This is a genomic window from Nocardioides sp. Leaf374 (genome assembly GCF_916862475.1).
In the GTDB taxonomy this organism is placed as follows: domain Bacteria; phylum Actinomycetota; class Actinomycetes; order Propionibacteriales; family Nocardioidaceae; genus Nocardioides; species Nocardioides kribbensis.
Genome location: NZ_CAKASO010000054.1, coordinates 1 through 20,225 on the forward strand (window position 1 = coordinate 1; position 20,225 = coordinate 20,225).

At 74.8% G+C, this 20,225-nt stretch carries 18 protein-coding genes and 1 pseudogene; 8 read left to right on the forward strand and 11 right to left on the reverse strand.

Annotated features, from left to right (window positions below):
• From LPA27_RS17630 to ilvD, 3 genes and pseudogenes are all read right to left on the reverse strand, one after another.
• A pseudogene (locus LPA27_RS17630) lies at window positions 1–611 on the reverse strand (hypothetical protein); the annotation flags it as partial.
• A gap of 153 nt (window positions 612–764) precedes the next feature.
• Window positions 765–1,790 carry a hypothetical protein gene (locus LPA27_RS17635; RefSeq protein ID WP_228943273.1) on the reverse strand — a complete coding sequence of 342 codons (1,026 nt, stop codon included), beginning with the start codon at window positions 1,788–1,790 and terminating at the stop codon, window positions 765–767.
• Window positions 1,791–1,795: 5 nt separating this feature from the next.
• Window positions 1,796–3,475 carry a dihydroxy-acid dehydratase gene (gene ilvD / locus LPA27_RS17640; RefSeq protein WP_228943274.1) on the reverse strand — a complete coding sequence of 560 codons (1,680 nt, stop codon included), beginning with the start codon at window positions 3,473–3,475 and terminating at the stop codon, window positions 1,796–1,798.
• Window positions 3,476–3,578: 103 nt separating this feature from the next.
• On the opposite strand from ilvD, the gene LPA27_RS17645 reads away from it, so the two are divergent.
• The 3 genes from LPA27_RS17645 to LPA27_RS17655 all read left to right on the forward strand — a co-directional run bounded on the left by LPA27_RS17645 (window position 3,579) and on the right by LPA27_RS17655 (window position 7,601).
• Window positions 3,579–4,364 (forward strand): HAD family hydrolase, encoded by a 786-nt coding sequence (locus LPA27_RS17645; RefSeq protein WP_228943275.1) that lies wholly within the window; start codon window positions 3,579–3,581, stop codon window positions 4,362–4,364.
• Between the two features lie 101 nt (window positions 4,365–4,465).
• On the forward strand, window positions 4,466–6,988 hold the full coding sequence (locus tag LPA27_RS17650; RefSeq protein ID WP_228943286.1) for a glycoside hydrolase family 65 protein: 2,523 nt from the start codon (window positions 4,466–4,468) through the stop codon (window positions 6,986–6,988).
• A gap of 118 nt (window positions 6,989–7,106) precedes the next feature.
• Window positions 7,107–7,601: a DUF2505 domain-containing protein gene (locus tag LPA27_RS17655; protein ID WP_056862298.1), complete on the forward strand. Its 495-nt coding sequence runs from the start codon at window positions 7,107–7,109 to the stop codon at window positions 7,599–7,601.
• A 29-nt stretch (window positions 7,602–7,630) separates the two neighbouring features.
• Here LPA27_RS17655 and LPA27_RS17660 read toward each other — a convergent pair whose 3' ends face one another.
• On the reverse strand, window positions 7,631–7,915 hold the full coding sequence (locus tag LPA27_RS17660) for a hypothetical protein (RefSeq protein ID WP_228943276.1): 285 nt from the start codon (window positions 7,913–7,915) through the stop codon (window positions 7,631–7,633).
• Between the two features lie 105 nt (window positions 7,916–8,020).
• Between LPA27_RS17660 and LPA27_RS17665 the strand changes: the two genes are divergently transcribed.
• Window positions 8,021–9,091, forward strand: a complete 1,071-nt coding sequence (locus LPA27_RS17665) for an alkene reductase (RefSeq protein WP_228943277.1) — start codon at window positions 8,021–8,023, stop codon at window positions 9,089–9,091.
• Window positions 9,092–9,206: 115 nt separating this feature from the next.
• Here the strand turns inward: LPA27_RS17665 and pruA are convergent, their stop codons facing one another.
• The 3 genes from pruA to LPA27_RS17680 form a co-directional block, all read right to left on the reverse strand.
• Window positions 9,207–10,835, reverse strand: coding sequence for an L-glutamate gamma-semialdehyde dehydrogenase (gene pruA, locus LPA27_RS17670; RefSeq protein ID WP_228943278.1), 1,629 nt, complete (start codon window positions 10,833–10,835; stop codon window positions 9,207–9,209).
• Between the two features lie 62 nt (window positions 10,836–10,897).
• Window positions 10,898–11,314 carry a DUF6912 family protein gene (locus LPA27_RS17675; protein WP_228943279.1) on the reverse strand — a complete coding sequence of 139 codons (417 nt, stop codon included), beginning with the start codon at window positions 11,312–11,314 and terminating at the stop codon, window positions 10,898–10,900.
• Window positions 11,311–12,873: a WS/DGAT/MGAT family O-acyltransferase gene (locus LPA27_RS17680; protein ID WP_228943280.1), complete on the reverse strand. Its 1,563-nt coding sequence runs from the start codon at window positions 12,871–12,873 to the stop codon at window positions 11,311–11,313. Before LPA27_RS17680 ends, LPA27_RS17675 begins: the two co-directional genes overlap by 4 nt.
• A gap of 275 nt (window positions 12,874–13,148) precedes the next feature.
• Between LPA27_RS17680 and LPA27_RS17685 the strand changes: the two genes are divergently transcribed.
• Genes LPA27_RS17685 through LPA27_RS17695 form a run of 3 tightly spaced genes read left to right on the forward strand, consistent with a single transcriptional unit; the run spans window position 13,149 to window position 15,831 of the window.
• Window positions 13,149–13,595 (forward strand): hypothetical protein, encoded by a 447-nt coding sequence (locus LPA27_RS17685; protein ID WP_228943281.1) that lies wholly within the window; start codon window positions 13,149–13,151, stop codon window positions 13,593–13,595.
• 2 nt (window positions 13,596–13,597) lie between these two features.
• A complete protein-coding gene (locus LPA27_RS17690) occupies window positions 13,598–14,995 on the forward strand; it encodes a hypothetical protein (RefSeq protein WP_228943282.1) in 1,398 nt (465 codons plus the stop codon).
• Complete coding sequence (locus tag LPA27_RS17695) at window positions 14,992–15,831, forward strand: thioesterase family protein (RefSeq protein WP_056862293.1); 840 nt, start codon at window positions 14,992–14,994, stop codon at window positions 15,829–15,831. Before LPA27_RS17690 ends, LPA27_RS17695 begins: the two co-directional genes overlap by 4 nt.
• Before the next feature lie 75 nt (window positions 15,832–15,906).
• On the opposite strand, the gene LPA27_RS17700 is transcribed toward LPA27_RS17695, so the two are convergent.
• Both LPA27_RS17700 and LPA27_RS17705 read right to left on the reverse strand, forming a co-directional pair.
• Window positions 15,907–17,244, reverse strand: a complete 1,338-nt coding sequence (locus LPA27_RS17700; RefSeq protein ID WP_228943283.1) for an AAA family ATPase — start codon at window positions 17,242–17,244, stop codon at window positions 15,907–15,909.
• A gap of 3 nt (window positions 17,245–17,247) precedes the next feature.
• Entirely contained in the window at window positions 17,248–17,844 is a 597-nt protein-coding gene (locus LPA27_RS17705; RefSeq protein WP_228943284.1) for a hypothetical protein, read from the reverse strand.
• 218 nt (window positions 17,845–18,062) lie between these two features.
• On the opposite strand from LPA27_RS17705, the gene LPA27_RS17710 reads away from it, so the two are divergent.
• Window positions 18,063–18,302: a helix-turn-helix domain-containing protein gene (locus tag LPA27_RS17710; protein WP_056862290.1), complete on the forward strand. Its 240-nt coding sequence runs from the start codon at window positions 18,063–18,065 to the stop codon at window positions 18,300–18,302.
• A gap of 49 nt (window positions 18,303–18,351) precedes the next feature.
• Here LPA27_RS17710 and LPA27_RS17715 read toward each other — a convergent pair whose 3' ends face one another.
• Window positions 18,352–19,761 carry a S1C family serine protease gene (locus LPA27_RS17715; protein ID WP_056862289.1) on the reverse strand — a complete coding sequence of 470 codons (1,410 nt, stop codon included), beginning with the start codon at window positions 19,759–19,761 and terminating at the stop codon, window positions 18,352–18,354.
• 188 nt (window positions 19,762–19,949) lie between these two features.
• Window positions 19,950–20,225: hypothetical protein (locus LPA27_RS17720; RefSeq protein ID WP_228943285.1), on the reverse strand; the 276-nt coding region annotated here is incomplete at its 5' end.

A 20,225-nucleotide genomic window follows, 5' to 3' on the forward strand; every position in this document is an offset into this window, starting at 1 on the left:
GCTTGCGCACCGACCGCTGCACCGGGCCCACCGGCGGCGCCCGACCCGCCCCGCCTGGCGCGCACCGCCGCGCCGAGGCCCCCGACGACCACGGCGAGCGCGGCGGAGGCGGCCGCCACGCCCAGAGCGACCGGCACGTCGCCCGCCGTGGAGGGCACCGAGGCGGTGGCGCCGAAGGCGAAGACGAGGAAGAGCGCCCCGGGCGGGTGCCAGGCGTGGCGGTCCGAGAGCGTGGAGCCGAGCGCGGCCACCCCGGCCGCGAGCGGCACGGCCAGCCAGGCGCGCTGCGGGGAGGTCGCCACGACCGTGCCGAGCCCGACGGCGAGCACCAGGAGCGTCGCGAGCGTGAGCTGCATGCGGCGTCGCTCGGCGCCGCCGCGGTCGCGGGCGTAGAGCGCGGCGAAGGCGCCGAAGGTGGCGTAGAGCGCCCACTCGAGACGACCCGCGGCCAGCAGCACGAGCAGCGGCACGAGGATCGAGACCCCCGCGCGGGCCGCGACGCGGTGCGCGCCGTCGTGGGGTCCGAGGGCGAGGAGCTGGTCGCGCAGCCGGCCACCGCCACCGGGCCGACGCGGCGTCGTCGTGGGCGGGCGTGATGGCTCGGTCGTCACCTCAGGCACGCCCGGTCGAACCGTCGGGGCCGCGCCACCTTCCCGCGGGCTTCCACTGGGTGGAGGTCGGGGCGGTGGTACCCGCGGCGCCCGGTTACCCGCCCGGGGTCGCGGTGGAGGTGGCCCGACCTCCTCGGGTGGCTCACGGGTGGCTCACTGGTAGCTCACGAACCTCACCGCGGGCCGGATCGCGTGCACCTCGCGCGGGCCCATCAGGTCGACGTCCTCGTCGTAGAAGAGCTTGAAGCCGCGCCGGAACTGATGCGGACGCACGACCGCGCGGTAGGTCGCGAGCTTCTCGCGCGGCGCGCCGAAGCCGTCGACGTGCTGCACCGTCGCCAGCTCCCGGCGGGAGGTGACGGCCGCGAGGCCGCGCACCATGTCGGTGCGGAACTGGTGGAGCACGAAGAGCTTCTGCGGCAGCTCCCAGCGGCGCACCAGCCCGGCCAGCCAGGCCGAGGTGCGGTCGACCTCGCGGGCGCCGACGCTGCCGATGACCTGCCCGGGCACCTCGCGGCGCCCCATCCGCCACTCGGGGTCGAGGGCGAGCCCGACGTGGGGCTCGCGCAGCGCCCACTCCCAGCGGCCCGCGGTGTCGAGGAAGCCGGTGCGGCCCGGCTGCAGGTCGAGCAGCAGCAGCGCGTCGTGCCGGCGCGCCGCGGCGATCCAGCGCTCCACCTCGGCGCGCGGCACGTCGTGGGCGTAGTCGCCGTCGTCACCGGGCCCGGCGTCGGCGATGGTCACGATGAGCTCGTAGACCGGCTGCACGGGCGAGCCGGGGCGGGCGAAGGGCCGCGCCGCGGCGTCGAGGCGCTCGCGCACCTGCTCGGGCGCTCCTTCCCCGAGCACCCCGAGGGCGGGGGTCTGCGCCGTGCCGTAGTAGGCCACCAGGAAGTCGTCGGCGCCGAAGACGCGGCGTGTGCCGTTGGGCAGCAGCGTCGCGGCGTTGGCGGCCCGCACCTGCTCCGGCGTACGCCGGTCGCCGCGGCCGCCGCCCGGGCCCGGGCCCGCCCCCGGGGCCGCACCGGGGCGCCCGACGCCCTCCGCGACCGGGTCGTCACCCGCGAGCCACCGCGGCAGGTGGGTGACCAGGCCCGCGGCGAGCACCAGCGCGACCAGCCCGGCGAGGGCGCCGAGCAGCGCCCGGCGCTCGCTCGGCGCCCGTCGCGGGACGCTCACCCGGCTCAGCCGGTGACGGCGCCGTGCGCGGCGGAGGCGACGGTGCGGGCGTACTTGCCCAGCACGCCGCGGGTGTACTTCGGCTCGCGGGGCGCCCAGCCCTCCTTGCGCGACTCCCAGTCGTCGCCCTGCTCGACCTCGAGGCTGCGGTTGAGCACGTCGAGGGTGATCCGGTCGCCGTCGCGCACGAAGGCGATCGGGCCGCCGTCGACGGCCTCGGGGGCGACGTGGCCGACGCAGAGGCCGGTCGTGCCGCCGGAGAAGCGGCCGTCGGTGAGCAGCAGGACGTCCTTGCCCAGGCCGGCGCCCTTGATCGCGCCGGTGATGGCGAGCATCTCGCGCATGCCGGGGCCGCCCTTGGGGCCCTCGTAGCGGATGACGACCACGTCGCCGGCGGTGATCTGCCCGGCGGTGAGGGCGTCCATGGCGGCGCGCTCGCCGTCGAAGACGCGGGCGGTGCCGGAGAAGACCGACTCGTCGAAGCCGGCCGACTTCACGACGGCGCCCTCGGGGGCCAGCGAGCCCTTGAGGATGGTGAGCCCGCCGGTGGCGTGGATCGGGCGGTCGAGACGGCGGATGACGTCGTCGTCGAGGGCCGGCGGCGCGAGGGCCTCGAGGTTCTCGGCCATGGTGCGGCCGGTGACGGTGAGGCAGTCGCCGTGCATGAGGCCCGCGTCGAGCAGCGCCTTCATGACCACCGGGATGCCGCCGATCTTGTCGACGTCGTTCATGACGTAGCGGCCGAAGGGCTTGAGGTCGGCCAGGTGCGGGACCTTGTCGCCGATGCGGTTGAAGTCGTCGATGGTCAGCGGGACCTCGGCCTCGCGGGCGATGGCCAGCAGGTGCAGCACGGCGTTGGTGGAGCCGCCGAGGGCCATGACGACGGTGATGGCGTTCTCGAAGGCCTCCATGGTCATGATCTGGCGCGCCGTGATCCCGCGGCGCAGCATCTCGACCACGGCCTCGCCGGAGCGGTGGGCGAAGCCGTCACGGCGCCGGTCGACGGCCGGCGGGGCGGCCGAGCCGGGCAGCGACATGCCGAGGGCCTCGCCGACGGCGGCCATCGTGTTGGCGGTGTACATGCCGCCGCAGGCGCCCTCGCCGGGGCAGATGGCCCGCTCGATGCGGTCGACCTCCTCGCGGGTGATCTTGCCGGCCAGGCAGGCGCCGACGGCCTCGAAGGCGTCGATGATCGTGACGTCGTTGCCGTCGACCTGCCCGGGCATGATCGAGCCGGCGTAGAGGAAGACCGAGGCCAGGTCGAGGCGGGCCGCGGCCATCATCATGCCGGGCAGCGACTTGTCGCAGCCGGCCAGCAGCACCGAGCCGTCGAGGCGCTCGGCCATCATCACCGTCTCCACCGAGTCGGCGATGACCTCGCGGGAGACCAGCGAGAAGTGCATGCCCTCGTGGCCCATCGAGATGCCGTCGGAGACCGAGATCGTGCCGAACTCCAGCGGGTAGCCGCCGGCGGCGTGCACGCCGTTCTTGACCGCCTTGGCCAGCCGGTCGAGCGAGAGGTTGCAGGGGGTGATCTCGTTCCAGCTCGACGCCACGCCGATCTGGGGCTTCTCCCAGTCGTCGTCGCCCATGCCGACCGCGCGGAGCATGCCGCGCGAGGCCGCTCTCTCGAGGCCGTCGGTGACGTCGCGGGAGCGGGGCTTCAGGTCCGGCTGGTCGTCCATGCCGAGCAGCCTACGTCCGCCGCGGCGTTGCGCCCGTCACCGTCCCGACCTGCGTACGCCGGGCCTTCACACCCGCGACACACGCGCGGCCTACCCTGCTGCGGTGACGACTCCCGCGACCCCGCCCGAGCCCGCCGGCACGACCCCGGTCGACTGGTCGGCGCACGCCGCCGTGCTCTTCGACCTCGACGGCGTGATCACCCCGACCGCCGAGGTGCACATGCGCGCCTGGTCGGAGATGTTCAACGCCTTCCTGTCCGAGCACCGCTCCGAGGACGCCGCGGGCGACTGGTCGGCCTACACCGAGGCCGACTACTTCGCCCACGTCGACGGCAAGCCCCGCTACGACGGCGTGCGCGACTTCCTGGCCTCGCGCGGCATCACGCTGCCCGAGGGCGAGGCCACCGACTCCGGCGCCCCCGACCGGGCGCCCACCGTCAAGGGCCTGGGCAACCGGAAGAACGACGCCTTCAACGCCGTGCTCGCACGCGACGGCGTCACCGCCTTCCCGGGCTCGGTGGCACTGCTCGACCACCTGCGCGACCTCGGCACGCCGCTGGCGGTCGTGTCCTCCTCGGCCAACGCCCCCGCCGTGCTGGAGGCCGCCGGCCTGGCCGACCGCTTCGCGACCGTCGTGTCCGGCGCGGTGGCCGAGGAGCTCGGCCTGCCGGGCAAGCCGGCCCCCGACACCTTCGTGCACGCCGCCACCGTGCTGGGCGCCGACCCGGGCTCGGCCGTGGTGCTCGAGGACGCCGTGTCCGGCGTGCGCGCCGGCGCGGCCGGCGGGTTCGCGGTCGTGGTCGGCGTCGACCGCGGCGCCGGTGCCGAGGTGCTCACCGGCGCCGGGGCCACGCTGGTCGTCGCCGACCTCGCCGAGCTGGTCCCGTGAGCGCGCGCACCCCCGGGCAGGGTCAGGCCCAGGGCAGCCACGGCCGCCACGTCGCGGCCGACCCCGTCGACCGCAGCCGCTTCCCCGTCGACCCGTGGCGCCTGGTCGAGCGCGCCTACGACCCCGACGACCTCGGGGTCACCGAGACCCTCTTCACCGTCGCCAACGGCTACCTCGGCATGCGCGGCAACCCCGCCGAGGGCCGCGACGCCTACGCCCACGGCACCTTCGTCAACGGCTTCCACGAGACCTGGCCGATCCGCCACGCGGAGGCGGCGTTCGGCTTCGCCCGCACCGGCCAGACCATCGTCAACGTGCCCGACGCCAAGCTGATGAAGCTCTACGTCGACGACGAGCCGCTCACCATCGGCACCGCCGACCTCGAGCACTACGAGCGCAGCCTCGACTTCCGCGACGGCGTGCTGCGCCGCTCGCTGGTGTGGCGCACCCCCTCGGGCAAGCGGGTCAAGGTCGAGTCCTCCCGCATGGTCTCGATGACCCAGCGCCACCTCGCGGTGATGACCTTCGAGGTCACGATGCTCGAGGGCGACGCCCCGATCGTGATCTCCTCGCAGGTGCTCAACCGCCAGGACGGCAAGGACGAGTACCACGTCTCCTCGCAGTCGATGGGCGAGGGCGTCGACCCGCGCAAGGCCGCGTCGTTCGACGACCGGGTGCTGCTGCCGCGGCTCAGCTACGCGCGCCACGACCGGATGATGCTCGGCTACATGTGCGCCAACTCCAAGATGACCATCGCGGTCGGCGCCGACCACCGGCTGGAGTCGGAGGACGAGCCCGAGGTGATCCTGCGCGACGACGAGGACCTCACCAAGATGGTCTTCCGCGTCGAGGCCCGCGAGGGCCGCACCGTGCGCCTGGAGAAGACGGTGGCCTACCACACCTCGCGCGGCGTGCCCGTGCGCGAGCTGGCCGACCGCTGCGACCGCACCCTCGACCGCGCCGCGCTGCACGGCGTGGCCCACTACCACGCCGAGCAGCGCGCGTGGTTCGACCGGTTCTGGTCGGCCGCCGACGTCGAGGTGGAGGCCGCCGACGGCACCGACGTCGACGAGACGCTCGCCACCCAGCAGGCGATCCGCTTCAACCTCTTCTCCCTGGCCCAGGCCAGCGCGCGCGCCGACCAGCAGGGCGTGCCGGCCAAGGGGGTGACCGGCTCGGGCTACGAGGGGCACTACTTCTGGGACTCCGAGATCTACGTCGCACCCTTCCTCACCTACACCCAGCCCCACCTGGCCCGGAACCTGCTGCACTTCCGCACCCGGATGCTGCCCGCCGCGCGCCACCGGGCCCGCGAGATGGCGCAGAGCGGTGCGCTCTTCCCCTGGCGCACCATCAACGGCGAGGAGGCCTCGGCCTACTACGCCGCCGGCACCGCCCAGGTCCACATCGACGCCGACGTCTCCTACGCCCTGACGCAGTACGTCGCGGCCACCGGCGACACCGGCTTCCTCGTGCGCGACGGCATCGACGTGCTCGTCGAGACCTCGCGGATGTACGTCGACCTCGGCTTCTGGCGCAGCAACGGCTCGCTGTCGTTCCACATCCACGGCGTGACCGGCCCCGACGAGTACACGACGGTCGTCAACAACAACCTCTTCACCAACGTCATGGCGCGCTACAACCTCGAGCAGGCCGTGGCCGCCGTCGAGCTGCTGCGCGCCGAGCACCCCGTCGAGCACGCACGCCTGGTGGGCCGGCTGCACCTCGGCGACGACGAGGTGGAGGAGTGGCGTCGCTGTGCGGCCGGCATGCACATCCCCTTCGACGAGGGCCTGGGCATCCACCCGCAGGACGACTTCTTCCTCGACCGGGAGGTCTGGGACCTCTCGCGCACCCCCGACGAGCTGCGCCCGCTGCTGCTGCACTACCACCCGCTGGTGATCTACCGCTTCCAGGTGCTCAAGCAGGCCGACGTCGTGCTCGCGCTCTTCCTCCAGGGCGACCGCTTCACCGCGGCCGAGAAGCGCGCCGACTTCGAGTACTACGACCCGATCACCACCGGCGACTCCACGCTGTCTGCGGTCGTGCAGTCGGTGATGGCCGCCGAGGTGGGCTACCACGAGGTCGCGTTCCAGTACTTCCTGCAGTCGCTCTACGTCGACCTGTGCAACCTGCACGGCAACACCGTCGACGGCCTGCACATCGCCTCGACCGGCGGCGTGTGGAGTGCGCTGGTCTTCGGCTTCGGCGGCATGCGCGACCGCGGTCCCCGGCTGTCCTTCGACCCAAGGCTGCCCGACGCCTGGGGCCGGCTGCGGTTCGCGGTCACCTGGCGCGGCACCCGGGTGCGCGTGGAGCTCACCGAGGCCGCGATCAGCTTCACCCTCGACGGCGACGACGCCCCCGACGTGGAGATCGCGGTCGCGGGCCGCGAGCACGTCGTGCGCGCCGGCGCCCCGCTCGTGGTCGCGCTCGACGGCCACGGCGACCGGCTCTCGGGTCACCTGGGCGACGAGCCGCAGCTCGGCGGGGTGCGCTCCGACGGCACCCGCATCACCGCCGGGGTGCCCGACCCGATCTCCTTCGAGGACCCGACGTACGCCGAGATCCTCGCCGAGGAGGAGGAGCTGCCCGCGATCGGGCCGCACGTCCCGCAGAGCTGACCGGGCGCACGTCACCCGGTCGGGCCTGCCGACTCGGTGCACACCCGTGCATGATGTGCACCGACCGATCCGCACGCACGCGGCCCCGCGCCCCCGGCGCGGCCACGAGAGGTGAGAAGTGAGCAAGCGACTCAAGCACGACCTGACCTACGACGCCCCCCTGGCCGAGGTGGCCGCGATGCTGGCCGACCGGTCCTTCCGCGAGGAGGTCTGCGACTACCAGCGGGTGCTCTCGCGCACCGTGACCGTCACCCCCAAGGGCGACCGGCCGGAGGACGGCATGGAGGTCGTCATCGACCAGGTGCAGCCGGCCAAGGGCATCCCCTCCTTCGCCACCAAGTTCGTCGGCGACGAGATCAACATCGTGCAGACCGAGTCGTGGAGCACGATCGACCGCGGCGCCGTGCTGGTGACCATCCCGGGCAAGCCCGGCGAGATGAAGGGCACCGCCACCCTGCGCGAGGCCGGCGGGGTCACCACCGAGACCGTCGACCTGGAGATCAAGGTCGGCATCCCGCTGGTCGGCGGCAAGATCGAGGGCCTGGTCAGCGACATGCTCCTCAAGGCGCTCAAGGCCGAGAACAAGGTCGGCCGGGAGTACCTCGCCCGCTGACCGAGGCCGCCCCGGGTCGCCCCGGTCGCTCAGTCGCGGCCGGGGTCGCGGCCGGGGGCACCTCGGGGTCCGTCGCCGGCGTCGGGTGCCTGGGCCGCCCGGGCGCCGTCGTCGGCGACCTCCTCGCCCGCGGCCTCCTCGGCGGCCCGGTCCGAGCGGCGCCGCAGCGCCACGACGACGCCGAGCACCAGGAAGGGCCCGAACGCCAGTGCCACGGTGAGCGCCTGCTCCACCGGGTGCAGGGCGCCCAGGTGCAGCGCCACCAGCCACACGGTGGCGGTGTCGGCGGTCGGCGCGAGGGCTGCGGTGCTCATCACGCCCCATTCTCACCTCCCCGGGTGAGACCGGGATGAGGCGGGGCGTCCGGGGCGTTCGTCCTCGTGACCGACCGCACCCGACGTACAGGAGCTGACACCACCGTGGCCGACCTCTTCGACTCCCTCACCGTGAAGAACTGGGAGCTCCCCAACCGCCTCGTGATGGCGCCGCTCACCCGCAACCGCGCCGAGGGCACCGTGCCCGGTGACCTCAACGTGGAGTACTACGCGCAGCGCGCCTCCGCCGGGCTCATCATCACCGAGGGCAGCCAGCCCAGCGCCCACGGCCAGGGCTACCTCAACACCCCCGGCTTCCACACCGCCGAGCAGCTCGCCGGCTGGAAGCGCGTCGCCGAGGCCGTGCACGCCGGCGGCGGCCGCATCGTCGCCCAGCTCATGCACGCGGGCCGCGTCGCGCACCCCGACAACACCGGCGGTCAGGAGCTGATCGCGCCGAGCGCGATCGCCACCCCCGACGAGATGTTCACCGCCGAGGGCATGAAGCCCTCCCCCACCCCGCGCGCCATCGAGACCGACGAGATCGCCTCGGTCGTGCAGGAGTACGTCGACGCCGCCCGCGGCGCGATCGACGCGGGTCTCGACGGGGTCGAGGTCCACGCCGCCAACGGCTACCTCATCCACCAGTTCCTGGCCCCGGGCTCCAACCACCGCGAGGACGCCTACGGCGGCTCGCCGGAGAACCGTGCCCGCTTCGCCATCGAGGTCACCCGCGCCGTGGCCGCCGAGATCGGCGCCGAGAAGGTCGGCATCCGCATCTCGCCGGCCCACAACATCCAGGGCTGCACCGAGACCGACCCCTCCGACGTCGAGGCCACCTACACCGCGCTCGTGCAGGCCATCGCCCCGCTGGGCCTGGCCTACCTGAGCTTCCTCGCCGACCCCGAGCTCGACCTGATCCAGGGTCTGCGCAAGGAGTTCGGCGGCGTGGTCATCGCCAACGACGGCTTCGGCACCGTCACCACCAAGGAGGATGCGCAGCGCATCCTCGACCAGGACCTCGCCGACGCCGTGGCCGTGGGCCGGCTCTTCATCGCCAACCCCGACCTGCCGCGCCGCTGGCAGACCGACGCCCCGCTGAACGAGCCGAACCCCGACACGTTCTACGGCGGCGGCGCCGAGGGCTACACCGACTACCCCGCCCTCGAGGCCTGAGCCTACGACTCCCCCGCGGGTCGACCCAGGTCCCGCACCAGGGCCCGACGCAGCACGAGGCCCCACCGGTCGTCCGGTGGGGCCTCGTGGCGTCTGCGGGCGTGCGCGCCGGGGCTCAGCCCATGTAGGGGTAGCGGTAGTCGGTCGGCGGCACGAAGGTCTCCTTGATCGAGCGCGGCGAGGTCCAGCGCAGCAGGTTCACCGCGGCGCCGGCCTTGTCGTTGGTGCCGCTGGCGCGCCCGCCGCCGAAGGGCTGCTGGCCCACCACCGCGCCGGTGGGCTTGTCGTTGATGTAGAAGTTGCCGGCCGCGAAGCGCAGCTCCTTGCGGGCCCAGGCGATGGCCGCGCGGTCCTGGGAGATGATCGCGCCGGTGAGGGCGTAGGGGGCGAAGGACTCCATCTGGTGCACGACCGACTCGAAGTCGGCGTCGTCGTAGACGTGCACGACGAGGATGGGGCCGAAGTACTCGGTCGAGAACATCTCGTCGGTGGGGTCGGTCGACTCCACGACCGTGGGACGCACGAACCACCCGGTGGAGTCGTCGGTCTGGCCGCCGGCGATCACCGTGAGGTGCGGGGTCTCCTGGGCGCGGGCGATGGCGGCACGGTGCTTGGCGAAGGCCCGGTCGTCGATGACGGCGCCCATGAAGTGGGAGAAGTCGGTGGGGTCGCCGACGCTGATCGCCTCGACCTCGGCCACCAGGTCGTCCTTGATCCGGTCCCACACCGAGCGGGCGACGTAGGCGCGCGAGGCCGCCGAGCACTTCTGGCCCTGGAACTCGAAGGAGCCGCGGATCAGCGCGGTGCGCAGCACGTCGGGGTCGGCCGAGGGGTGGGCGACCACGAAGTCCTTGCCGCCGGTCTCGCCGACGATGCGGGGGTAGGAGCGGTAGCCCGCGATGTTCTCTCCCACCGTGCGCCACAGGTGCTGGAAGGTGGGGGTCGAGCCGGTGAAGTGGATGCCGGCGAGGTCGCGGTGGGCCAGGGCCACCTCGGAGACCTCCAGGCCGTCGCCGGGGAGCATGTTGATGACGCCCGGCGGCATGCCGGCCTCCTCGAGCAGCTCCATGGTCAGCGACGCCGCCAGCTGCTGGGTCGGCGAGGGCTTCCACAGCACGGTGTTGCCCATCAGCGCCGGCGCGGTCGGCAGGTTGCCGGCGATGGCGGTGAAGTTGAAGGGGGTGATCGCGTAGACGAAGCCCTCGAGGGGGCGGTGGTCGGTGCGGTTCCAGATGCCCGGGGAGTTGGCGATGGGCTGGTCGGTGAGGATCTGCTTGGCGTAGTGCACGTTGAAGCGCCAGAAGTCGATGAGCTCGCAGGCGCTGTCGATCTCGGCCTGGAAGGCGGTCTTCGACTGCCCCAGCACGGTGGCGGCGTTGATGCGCTGGCGCCACGGGCCGGCGAGCAGGTCGGCGGCCTTGAGGATCACCGCGCAGCGCTCGTCGAAGGCCATTCCACGCCAGGCGGGAGCGGCGTCCTGGGCGGCGGTGATCGCGGCCTCGGCGTCGGCGCGGGTGCTGTTGCGGGTCACGCCCAGCACGTGCTGGTGGTCGTGGGGCTGCACGACGCGGATCTCGGCCCCGCCGCCGGGGCGCGCCTCGCCGCCGATGTGGGCGGGCAGGTCGCGCTGCTCCGACTCCAGCCGCGCGATCTCGGCCTGGAGCGCCTCGCGCTCCGCCGATCCGGGCGCGTAGGTGAGGTTGGGCTCGTTGACGGGTGCCGGCGGGAAGGTGAGGGCGTCCATGGGCGCGACTCTAACGAGGCCGTGCCCCGGGCTCCGAGTCCCGGCCCCCTCCCCCGCGGGGGTCAGAGCAGGTGGGCGATCTCCTGGGTGGCGTACCACGCGAGGTCGTCGTCGTCGGGCGCGTCGTCGAGCGGGTCGACGTGGGCCGAGGCGATGGTGCGCCAGGGCACGTCGGCGGCGACGTCGACCAGTGTCGGGTCGTCGCCGGCGACGGGCTCGACCGCGGGCACGTCGACGGCGAGCACCACGCGTCGCGGCCGGTCGGCGGGGGTGAGCAGCGTGCGCGACGTGGCGGCGGCGGCCATGAGGGCGGCGTACTCCCAGCCCTCCTCGTCGCCGTCGGGCCACTCCGCGCGCAGCGCCTCGGTCACCGCGTGGGCGCGCAGCGGGCCCTCGAGGCGGCCCGCGGCGACGAGGGCGGCGAGCGAGGAGGACGTCAGCGGCACGTAGGCACGGACCGCACCGGCGCGGGGGCTCACTGCTGCTCCCCCGCGGGGCCGTCGGGCGGGCTGGTGGGCGGGCTGGTGGGCGGGGTCGTGCCGCCGGTGGGGCGGCCGCTCGCGGGCCGGGTGACCCTGCGGGTCGACCGGGGGGCCGTCGTGCCGGCGCCGCCGCGACGGCGACCCCGTGGCACCCGCGAGCGGGCGCCGGTCACGGTGTCGAGCAGCTCGTCGAGGGCCTCGGAGAGGCACTGGCCGAGGACCTCGGCGTCGGGGACCTTGTCGCGGTCGGCGGTGATCCCGTAGTAGACGCCGCCGTCGTAGGAGGTCACACCGAAGGCGAGGGTCTGGCCCGGCGGGAGCGGCGGCACGGGGTAGGTCGCCTGCATGCGGGCGCCCGCGGCGTAGAGCGGCGACTGCGGGCCCGGCACGTTGGTGATCGTGATCTGCGCGCCCCGGCGGGTCTCGGCCGCGGCGACGCGGCTGCCGATGGCGTGGAAGGTCGACGGGGCGAAGCCCGCGATCCCGGCCAGCCGGTTGGCGGCGACGCTGCGGCCGGTCTCCTGGTGGGAGAGGAAGGAGTAGCTCAGCTGGTGCAGCCGCACGACGGGACTGGCCTCGCCCAGGGGCAGCTGCACCAGGTGGGGCGCGATCTGGCTGCCGAGGGAGGTCGCCTCGAGCTCGTGGTCGATGACCGAGACCGGCACGACGGCGCGCACCTGGCTCAGCGACCCGAGCGAGGCGCCCCGGGTCATCAGCCACGCCCGCAGGCCGCCGGCGACCGTGGCCAGGATGACGTCGTTGACCGTGCCGCCGTGCCCGTCGCGGATGCGGCGGTAGTCGGCGAGCTGGGTGGTCACTGAGACCACGCGCCGCTGCTGGGAGAGCCGGCCGGCCAGCGGGGTCTCCGGGGCCTGGCCCCGCCCGGTCAGCCCGCCGACCACACGGCCGGCGCGCTCGGCCGCACCGGTGGCGGTGCGGGTCAGGGCGCCGGTGCTGCTGCGCAGGGTGTCGACCACCGTCGCGCGGTCGCGCAGGGAGTCACCGAGCGCCTCCGCCACCAGGCCCGGGGTGGAGCGGCGGGGCTCCGGCGCCCAGTCGTCGTGGCCCAGCGACTTCGGCTCCGCGGAGGAGTCGAGCAGCACCTGGGCCAGGTCGACCGTGCCGACGCCGTCGACCAGCGCCTGGTGGGACTTGTAGAGCAGGGCCACCCGGCCACCGGAGAGGCCCTCCACGAAGTAGACCTCCCACAGCGGGCGGCTGCGGTCGAGCGGGCGCGACACGATGCGGGCGACCAGCTCGCGCAGCTGGTCGAGCGAGCCGGGGCGGGGCAGCGCGGAGCGGCGTACGTGGTAGCCCAGGTCGAAGCGCTCGTCGTCGACCCACACCGGGTTGGCCAGCCAGCCCGGCACGCTCTGCACGCGCTGGCGGTAGCGCGGGACGAAGGAGATCCGGTCGGCGATGAGCTCCACCAGCCGGTCGTAGTCGAAGCCCGAGTCGCCCGGCTCGAAGATCTCGACCGTCGCGTTGTGCCTCGGGGTGGTCAACGACTCCTCGGTCAGGAACGCGAGGTCCCGCGACCGCAGACGCTCACTCATCGGTGCCTCTCTGTGCTGACGGGGGTCCCTCCACCGGGACGGGGCGGGCGGGACCGGGGCCGATCCGGGCCCTCGGTGCCCCCGGCCGGGGGCGGGCTGAGGACCCGCTGAGACCGCGCTGAGGGGCTGCTGAACCCACCGGCCCGGCTCTCCCCGGAGTTGCTCGTCGTGCGATTCTGTCAGAGGCCCGTGCACCACCGGGCCGTCGACCACGGCCGGCCCCCGGCCGACCTCTCCCGGTCCGTCACGTCCCCGTCTGCGAAGGAAACCGCACCATGCGTCTGCTGGCCTCGTCCGCCGCCCTCACCTGCGTCCTGCTGCTCGCCAGCGGCTGCGGGGACGCCGAGACGGTCTCCGACGACACCCCCGGTGCGGCGACGTCGAGCGCGACGACCGGCGCCACCGGGGGCTCGGGCGCCTCGCCCTCCGGCTCCGCCTCGGAGGGCTCCGAGGAGCCGGCCGGCACCGTCGTCCCGATCACCATCGAGGGCGACACCGTCTCTCCCGAGGCCCAGCGCCTGCCCGTCTCCCTCGACGAGACCGTCACCCTCGAGATCACCGCCGACGCCCCGGGCGAGATCCACGTGCACTCCACCCCCGAGCAGGAGCTGGAGTACGACGAGGGCACCACCGACCTCGAGCTCACCTTCGAGCAGCCCGGCGTGGTCGAGGTCGAGTCCCACGACCTCGGGCTGACCATCCTGCAGCTCGAGGTCTCCTGACCGTGGCGGGCCTGACCGGCCTGCACGCCGGCCTCCAAGCGGCCCTCGCCGCCGGGGTCACCGACGACCGGGTCACCCAGGCGCACGGCATCGGCGGCGCCAAGGACCTGCCCATCTCCCCGGAGCTGGCCATCGCCGGCGCCGTGGCGGCGCTGACGGTCTCCTTCACCGTGCTCGCGGTGGCGTGGCGCAGCCCGCGCTACGACGCCGCCACCAGCGGCCGGCCGCTGCCGCTGCTCACGCGCGTGGTCGACTCCGTGCCGTGGCGCGTGGCCCTGCGCGTCGCGGGTCTCGCGGTCTTCGGCTGGGGGGCGCTCGCCGCGGTCTTCGGCCGCGACCTGCTGCTCAACCCCTTCTTCGGCATGTTCTACGTGTGGCTGTGGGTGGGGATCGTGCCCGCCTCGGTGCTCCTGGGCCCGGTCTTCAAGGCCATCAGCCCGGCCCGCACGATCAACCTGGCGCTGGCGAAGATCTCCGGCGGCGACCCCGAGGTCGGCCTGCTGCGCTACCCCGAGCGGCTCGGCTACTGGCCGGCGGCGATCGGTCTCTTCGCCTTCGTGTGGCTGGAGCTGGTCTACCCCTACTCCACCGAGCTGGGGCCGGTGCGGCTGTGGGCGGCGGTCTACGTCGCGGCCATGCTCGTCGGCGGGGCGGTCTTCGGCAACGTCTGGTACGAGCGCGCCGACCCCTTCGAGGTCTACTCCAGCCTCGTCGCCAAGCTCTCGGTGTGGGGCCGGCGCGACGGGGTGGTGCTGCTGCGCAGCCCGCTGGCCAACCTCGACTCCCTCGTGCCGCGTCCGGGGCTGGTGGCCGTGGTGGCGGTGCTCTTCGGGTCCACCGCCTTCGACTCCTTCCGCGACTCCCTGCGCTGGGTCTCCTTCCTGCAGAACACCGCGTGGATCGACTCCCGCTCCTGGGCGCCCGACGTGGCCAACAACATCGGCCTGGTCGTCTTCTGCGCCGGGGTCGGGGGGCTCTTCGCCCTCGGCACGATGACCACCGGCGTCGAGGAGGGCCGGTCGCGGCGGGCGCTGCCGATGCTGTTCGCCCACTCGGTGGTCCCGATCATCGTCGGCTACATCATCGCCCACTACCTGTCCTACTGGGTGGAGTACGGCCAGCAGACCCTCATCCAGGCCAGCGACCCGCTGAGCAACGGCTCCGACCTGCTCGGCACCGGCAGCTGGACGCCGAACTACTGGCTCTCCAACCACCCCACGCTGCTGGCCAACACGAAGGTCGCCGCGGTCGTGCTGGGCCACGTGCTGGGCGTGGTCGCCGCCCACGACCGGGCCATCAAGCTGCTGCCGCGACGCCACCAGCTCACCGGGCAGCTGCCGCTGCTCTTCGTCATGGTCGCCTTCACCGCCGGCGGCCTCTACCTCCTCTTCGCGGCGTGAGCCGCGACGTGGAGCGCCCCGACCGGTTCTTCGACCGGCTCGCCGAGGGCCGCTTCCTGCCCACCGACCTCACCGGCGGCGCGTGGTCGACCGCGGAGCAGCACATCAGCCCCTTCGTGGGCCTGCTGGTGCACGAGGTCGAGCGCGACGCCGCCGCCCGGGCCGCCGGCCCCACCGGTGCTGCCGGCGGCGCGCGGGCGATGACGGTGAGCCGGGTGTCGGTCGACATCCTCGGGGTCATCGGGCCCGAGGAGGTGCAGGTCGACGTCGAGGTGCTGCGCCCGGGCCGCACCATCGAGCTGGTCGAGGCCACCCTGCGCAGCGCCGGCCGGGCGGCGGCCCGCGCCCGGGTGTGGCGGCTGGCCACCGGCGACACCTCGGTGGTCGCCGGCGGGGCCGGGGAGCCGCTCCCACCGCCCCACGACCTGCCGACGCGAGCCATGACCGACGTCTGGCCGGGCGGCTACATCGCCGGCCTCGACGTGCGCGCCGCCGGGGAGGTCGAGCCCGGCCGGGGCCGGTCGTGGATCTCCACCACGGCCGCGCTCGTGGCCGGTGAGCCCGCGAGCGCCCTGGCGCGGCTGCTCGGCCTCGTCGACACCGCCAACGGGCTGGCGGTGCGCACCTCGCCGCAGGAGTGGGCCTTCCCCAACCTCGACCTCACCGTGCACCTCGTGCGCGAGCCGCGGGTGGCCGACGGCGACCCGGTGTGGCTGGGCCTCGACACCACGGTGGTCTTCGGCCCCGACGGCGTCGGGCTGACCAGCAGCGTGCTGCACGACCTCCACGGACCCGTGGGCCGCGCGGCGCAGGTGCTCACCCTCCGCCCGCGCTGAGGGTGCTGCGGGCGCTGAAGTCGCTGCGGACCGCCGCGGCGGCGGACCCACCGGTCGCCGGGTCGCGCCCGCGGCTCACCGGGCGCGTCGGCGCGCCCGCGCGCCCCGGCCCGGGCGGGGTGAGGCGTGCTCGCGCACCAAGTCGGGGACGAGGGCGTCGGCGAGCGGCGCCAGGGCGCGCACGAGCGGGGTGTCCCCCGACTCGGTGAGCGTGCGACCCGCGACGAGGGCGCGGTCGACCCCGGCCCGGTCGTCGGGCAGGAAGTGCAGGCCCTCCACCCGGCCGAAGCCGGCCACCATCGCCGCGACGTCCTTCTCGCTCCAGCCGAGGGTCGACCGCATCCGGTTGACCACGACGTGGACGGGACGCCCCCCGGTGTGCTCGTGGAGCTCGGCCAGGCCGCGGGCCAGCCGCGAGAGGCCCACGGGGTCGGGCGTGCCCACCACCACGAGGGTGTCGGCCACGTCGACGGCGGCCAGGGTGAGGTGGTTGCGCCCCGGTCGCCCCGACAGCTCCGCACCGAGGTCGCCCTCGAGGCTCGACCCGGTGTCGACCACCACCTGCGCCTGCTCCCTGCCGACCTCCAGCAGGTGCTCCAGGGCGCCGGCCCTCACCTCGGCCCAGCGGTCGGCACGCGGCAGGCCCGTCACCACCGAGAGGTGCGGCCCCAGGGAGCGCTGCACACTGGCGAACCGCTCCTCGACCATGCCCGCCGAGGCCAGTCGCGCCGCGGCGAGCAGGCCCGAGACCTCGTCGAGGATGCCCAGCTGCTGGGCCACCGCCCCTCCCTGGGGGTCGCCGTCGACAAGCACCGTGCGCGCGCCGCGCCCGGCCAGGACCGCCGCGAGACCGGCGGCGATCGTCGTACGACCCGGGGCGCCGGCGGGGCCCCACACCGTGACCACGCGGCCGGGCGCCGACGGGGACGCGGGGGCCGCGGCGGGCCGGTCGCGCGCTGAGTCGGGCTCCGGCGGAGCGGGACGCGGCGCGGTGGGGGCCGCGGGGACCGGGTCGCCGCCGCCGGCCGGGCGTGTGGGCGGCGGCGGCTCCTCCGGCGCGGTGACCGCCTCGGGCAGGGAGTCGAGGCGCGTCTCCGGCACGATCGAGGAGATCGCGATGCGCGAGGCCCGCAGCCGGGCCGCCTCCGGGGAGAGCGCGGAGGGCACGACGGCGACCGGCCGCACGCCGTGGCGGCGCAGGTGGTCGACGGCGGCCAGGTCGAGGCCCGGGGAGTCCAGGCCGAGCACGGCGACGTCGGCCTGACCGGCGGCGGCCGAGGCGAGCAGGTCGTCGACGTCGACGCAGCGCTTGAGCACGACCACGCCGGGGCGGGCGTTGAGGTGCTGCAGCGCCGGGGACTCCCACGCCGCCCCGGAGGCGACGACCAGGACGACGGCGGTGCGGTCAGGCACGGGTCAGCCCCCCAGCAGCACGGTCACGACCGGGTCGCCCAGCGAGGCCAGCAGGGCGAAGTACCGGTCGGCCTGCTCGGGGCTCATCGCGAGGTCGAGACGCTGCTGGCCCGAGGCGGCGAAGCCCTCGGAGTCGGCGGCCACGCCCACCACCGAGAGGCCCTCGATGCGGCTCTCCTCGGCGTCGGCGCCTCCCGCCGCGCCCGCGTCGCCCTCCGCGAGCGCGCCGGCACCGTCGAGCACGTAGATGTCGACGACGACGCCGGGCCCGACCCCGCTCGGCACGAGCCCGGGGTCGACCGCGACGGGCACGACGCGCAGGTCGGCCTCCCCGGCCGGACCGGTGGACCGGCGCGGCAGCAGCTCCCCCGCCCCGATCCCCCGCACCAGGGTCAGGTCGGCCGGCAGCTCCTCGTCGGCGCTCCAGTAGCGCGCGAGATCGGTGTCGTCGGCGAAGCGCACCCGCTGCGCCTCGAGGTCGCCGGCGTCGATCCGCTCACCCGGGCCGAGGTCGTCGGCGGCCGCCCAGACCGCGACCGTCTCGTCGGCCGCGGCCAGCAGGCGCGCACCGAGCACGACGGAGCCCGCCACGATGGCCACCCCGATCCACAGCCGCGGGTCGCGCCACCCCGGTGACCGCGTGCGCTGCGCGGCGGGCGGCGCGAGGGCCGCCGACGGCTGGGGTGGTGACGGAGTGCTCCCGAGTTTCCTGGCCACGGCGCCATCATGCCCAGCGGCGCCGGAGACAGACATCGTCTCTCCACAGGTCCGGACCACCGCTCGTGCCGTGCGTCGGAGGCAGGTGCGACGATGGGGCCATGGCGTCGCCTCGCTTCCTCACCCTCGCCGACGTGGCCGAGGTGCTCAACACCTCCAGCGCCCAGGTCTACGCGCTGGTGCGCCGCGGCGACCTGCCGGCGATCAAGATCGGCGGCCGCGGCCAGTGGCGCGTGGAGTCGGAGCAGCTGGAGCAGTTCATCGAGCGGATGTACGCCGAGACCCGCACGTTCGTCGACGAGCACCCCTACGTCGAGGCCGCCGAGCGCCCCGAGCCCTAGCGGTGGTGGTGCGTGGCCGGCCGTCGCCAGGCGGCCGACGCCTCCGGGGTCAGCCGACCTCGGAGCGCAGCACGACGTCGACCTGCCGCTCCTCGCCGCCGCGCTGCACGGTGAGCTCGATGGTCTCGCCGGGCTGGTTCGAGCGGATGCTGACGATGAGGGCGATGCCGTCGGTGACGCGCTCGCCGTCGACCGCGGTGACCACGTCGCCCTCCTCCAGGCCGGCCTCGGCCGCGGCGCCGTCGGCCACGACCCGGCTGATCTCGGCACCGTCGCCGCCCTGCCCGCCGGTCTGCACCTCGGCACCGATCACGGGGTAGCTCGCCTCGCCCGTGCGCAGGATCTGGTCGGCGGTGATGCGCACCTGCTCGACGGGGATCGCGAAGCCGACGCCGATGTTGCCCGACTCCCCGCCCAGCCCGCCGCCGGTGGTGGCGATGGCGGAGTTGACGCCGACGACCTGGCCGAGCAGGTTGACCAGCGGCCCGCCGGAGTTGCCGGGGTTGATGGCGGCATCGGTCTGCACGGCGTTGATGTAGGAGGACTGGTCGGCCGACTGGCCGGTCGTCACGGGGCGCTGCAGGGCGCTGACGATGCCTGCGGTCACGGTGGAGCTGAGGCCCAGCGGGGAGCCGAAGGCCACGACGGTCTCGCCGACGCGGAGCTTGCCGGACGCACCGAGCGAGGCGGGCTCCAGCCCGGTGGCCTCCTCGCTGACGAGGACGGCCAGGTCGTAGACGGGGCTGCGGCCCACGACGGTGGCGTCGTAGCGGTTGCCGTCCTGGTCGACGATCTCGATCGGACCGCCGTCGTCGGCGGCGTCGGCCACGACGTGGTTGTTGGTGACGATGTGACCCTGCCGGTCGAGCACGAAGCCCGACCCGGTGGCGCCGCCGTCCTGGCCCTCGAACTCCGCGACGATCTGCACCGTGCTCGGCAGCAGGGCGTCGGCGACCGCCGCGACCGTGCCGTCCTCGGCGGCCAGCGGGGCCTCGGTGACCGTGTCGACGCCCGCGAGGCCGTCGGCGACGGTGCCGGGGGTGTCGTCGGAGCGCAGGTTCTCGTAGCCGACGCTGCCGGCCACGCCGCCGAGCACGCCCACCACCAGCGCGAGCACGGCGACCACGGGCCACACCCAGCCGCTCACGCGTCCCTTGGTCGTCGCGTGGCGCGCGTGCGGCTGGCCCGGGTGACCGCCGGGCTGGGCCGGCTGGCCTGCGAAGCCCCCCACGGGGAAGGGCGTGGTGCCGGGCGCGGGGTAGCCGCCCCACGGCTCGCGGTAGGGCGCCGGCTGCTGCTGCGGGGGCACCCAGGAGGGCGGGGTCGACCGGTCGGCGGGCGCCTCGTGGGGCGCCGGCGCCTGCCAGGACCCCGCCGGGTCGTGCGCGGCAGGAGGCAGCGGACCCACCGGCTGCGTGGGCTCGCCGTCGGCCTGGCCGTGCTGGTGCTCGTCGTTCACCGCACCATCATGACCGGTGGCCCGCAACCGCTGCAGGCCCGGAGGGGTGGACCACCGCCGCGGCCGGCCGCGTCGGTGTCCGGCCGGGCGCGGGTCGGCCCCGGTCGGGGTCGGCCTCGGTCGGGATCGATGCGAGCCGGCGGGGGTCGGCGCCGGTCGGGAGCGGTGCGGGTCGGGCTCGGTGCGGGTCAGCGCCGGTCGGGGTCGACGGCGGTGGCCACCGACCAGCCCAGGGCGGGTCCGACCACCGGGCCGAGCCCGGCGGAGGCGATCGAGGCCACGGTGGCGGGCGCAGGGTCGGCGGAGCGCGGCGAGGAGGTCGACGGGGACGCGGTGTCGACCGGCCGGTCGATCGAGGCCGCCGGCGGACGCCGGTCGCCGGTGGGCGCCGTGGCGGGCGCGACGCCCAGGGCGAGCACCCCGAGCACGGCCGCCCCGAGGGCGCCGCCTCCCAGCGCGACGAC

Bases quoted from the DNA above. Each gene is read 5' to 3' on its own strand.
- ilvD (WP_228943274.1), bottom strand. From the start codon at position 3,475: ATGGACGACCAGCCGGACCTGAAGCCCCGCTCCCGCGACGTCACCGAC.
- LPA27_RS17660 (WP_228943276.1), bottom strand. From the start codon at position 7,915: ATGAGCACCGCAGCCCTCGCGCCGACCGCCGACACCGCCACCGTGTGG.
- pruA (WP_228943278.1), bottom strand. From the start codon at position 10,835: ATGGACGCCCTCACCTTCCCGCCGGCACCCGTCAACGAGCCCAACCTC.
- LPA27_RS17680 (WP_228943280.1), bottom strand. From the start codon at position 12,873: ATGAGTGAGCGTCTGCGGTCGCGGGACCTCGCGTTCCTGACCGAGGAG.
- LPA27_RS17685 (WP_228943281.1), top strand. From the start codon at position 13,149: ATGCGTCTGCTGGCCTCGTCCGCCGCCCTCACCTGCGTCCTGCTGCTC.
- LPA27_RS17710 (WP_056862290.1), top strand. From the start codon at position 18,063: ATGGCGTCGCCTCGCTTCCTCACCCTCGCCGACGTGGCCGAGGTGCTC.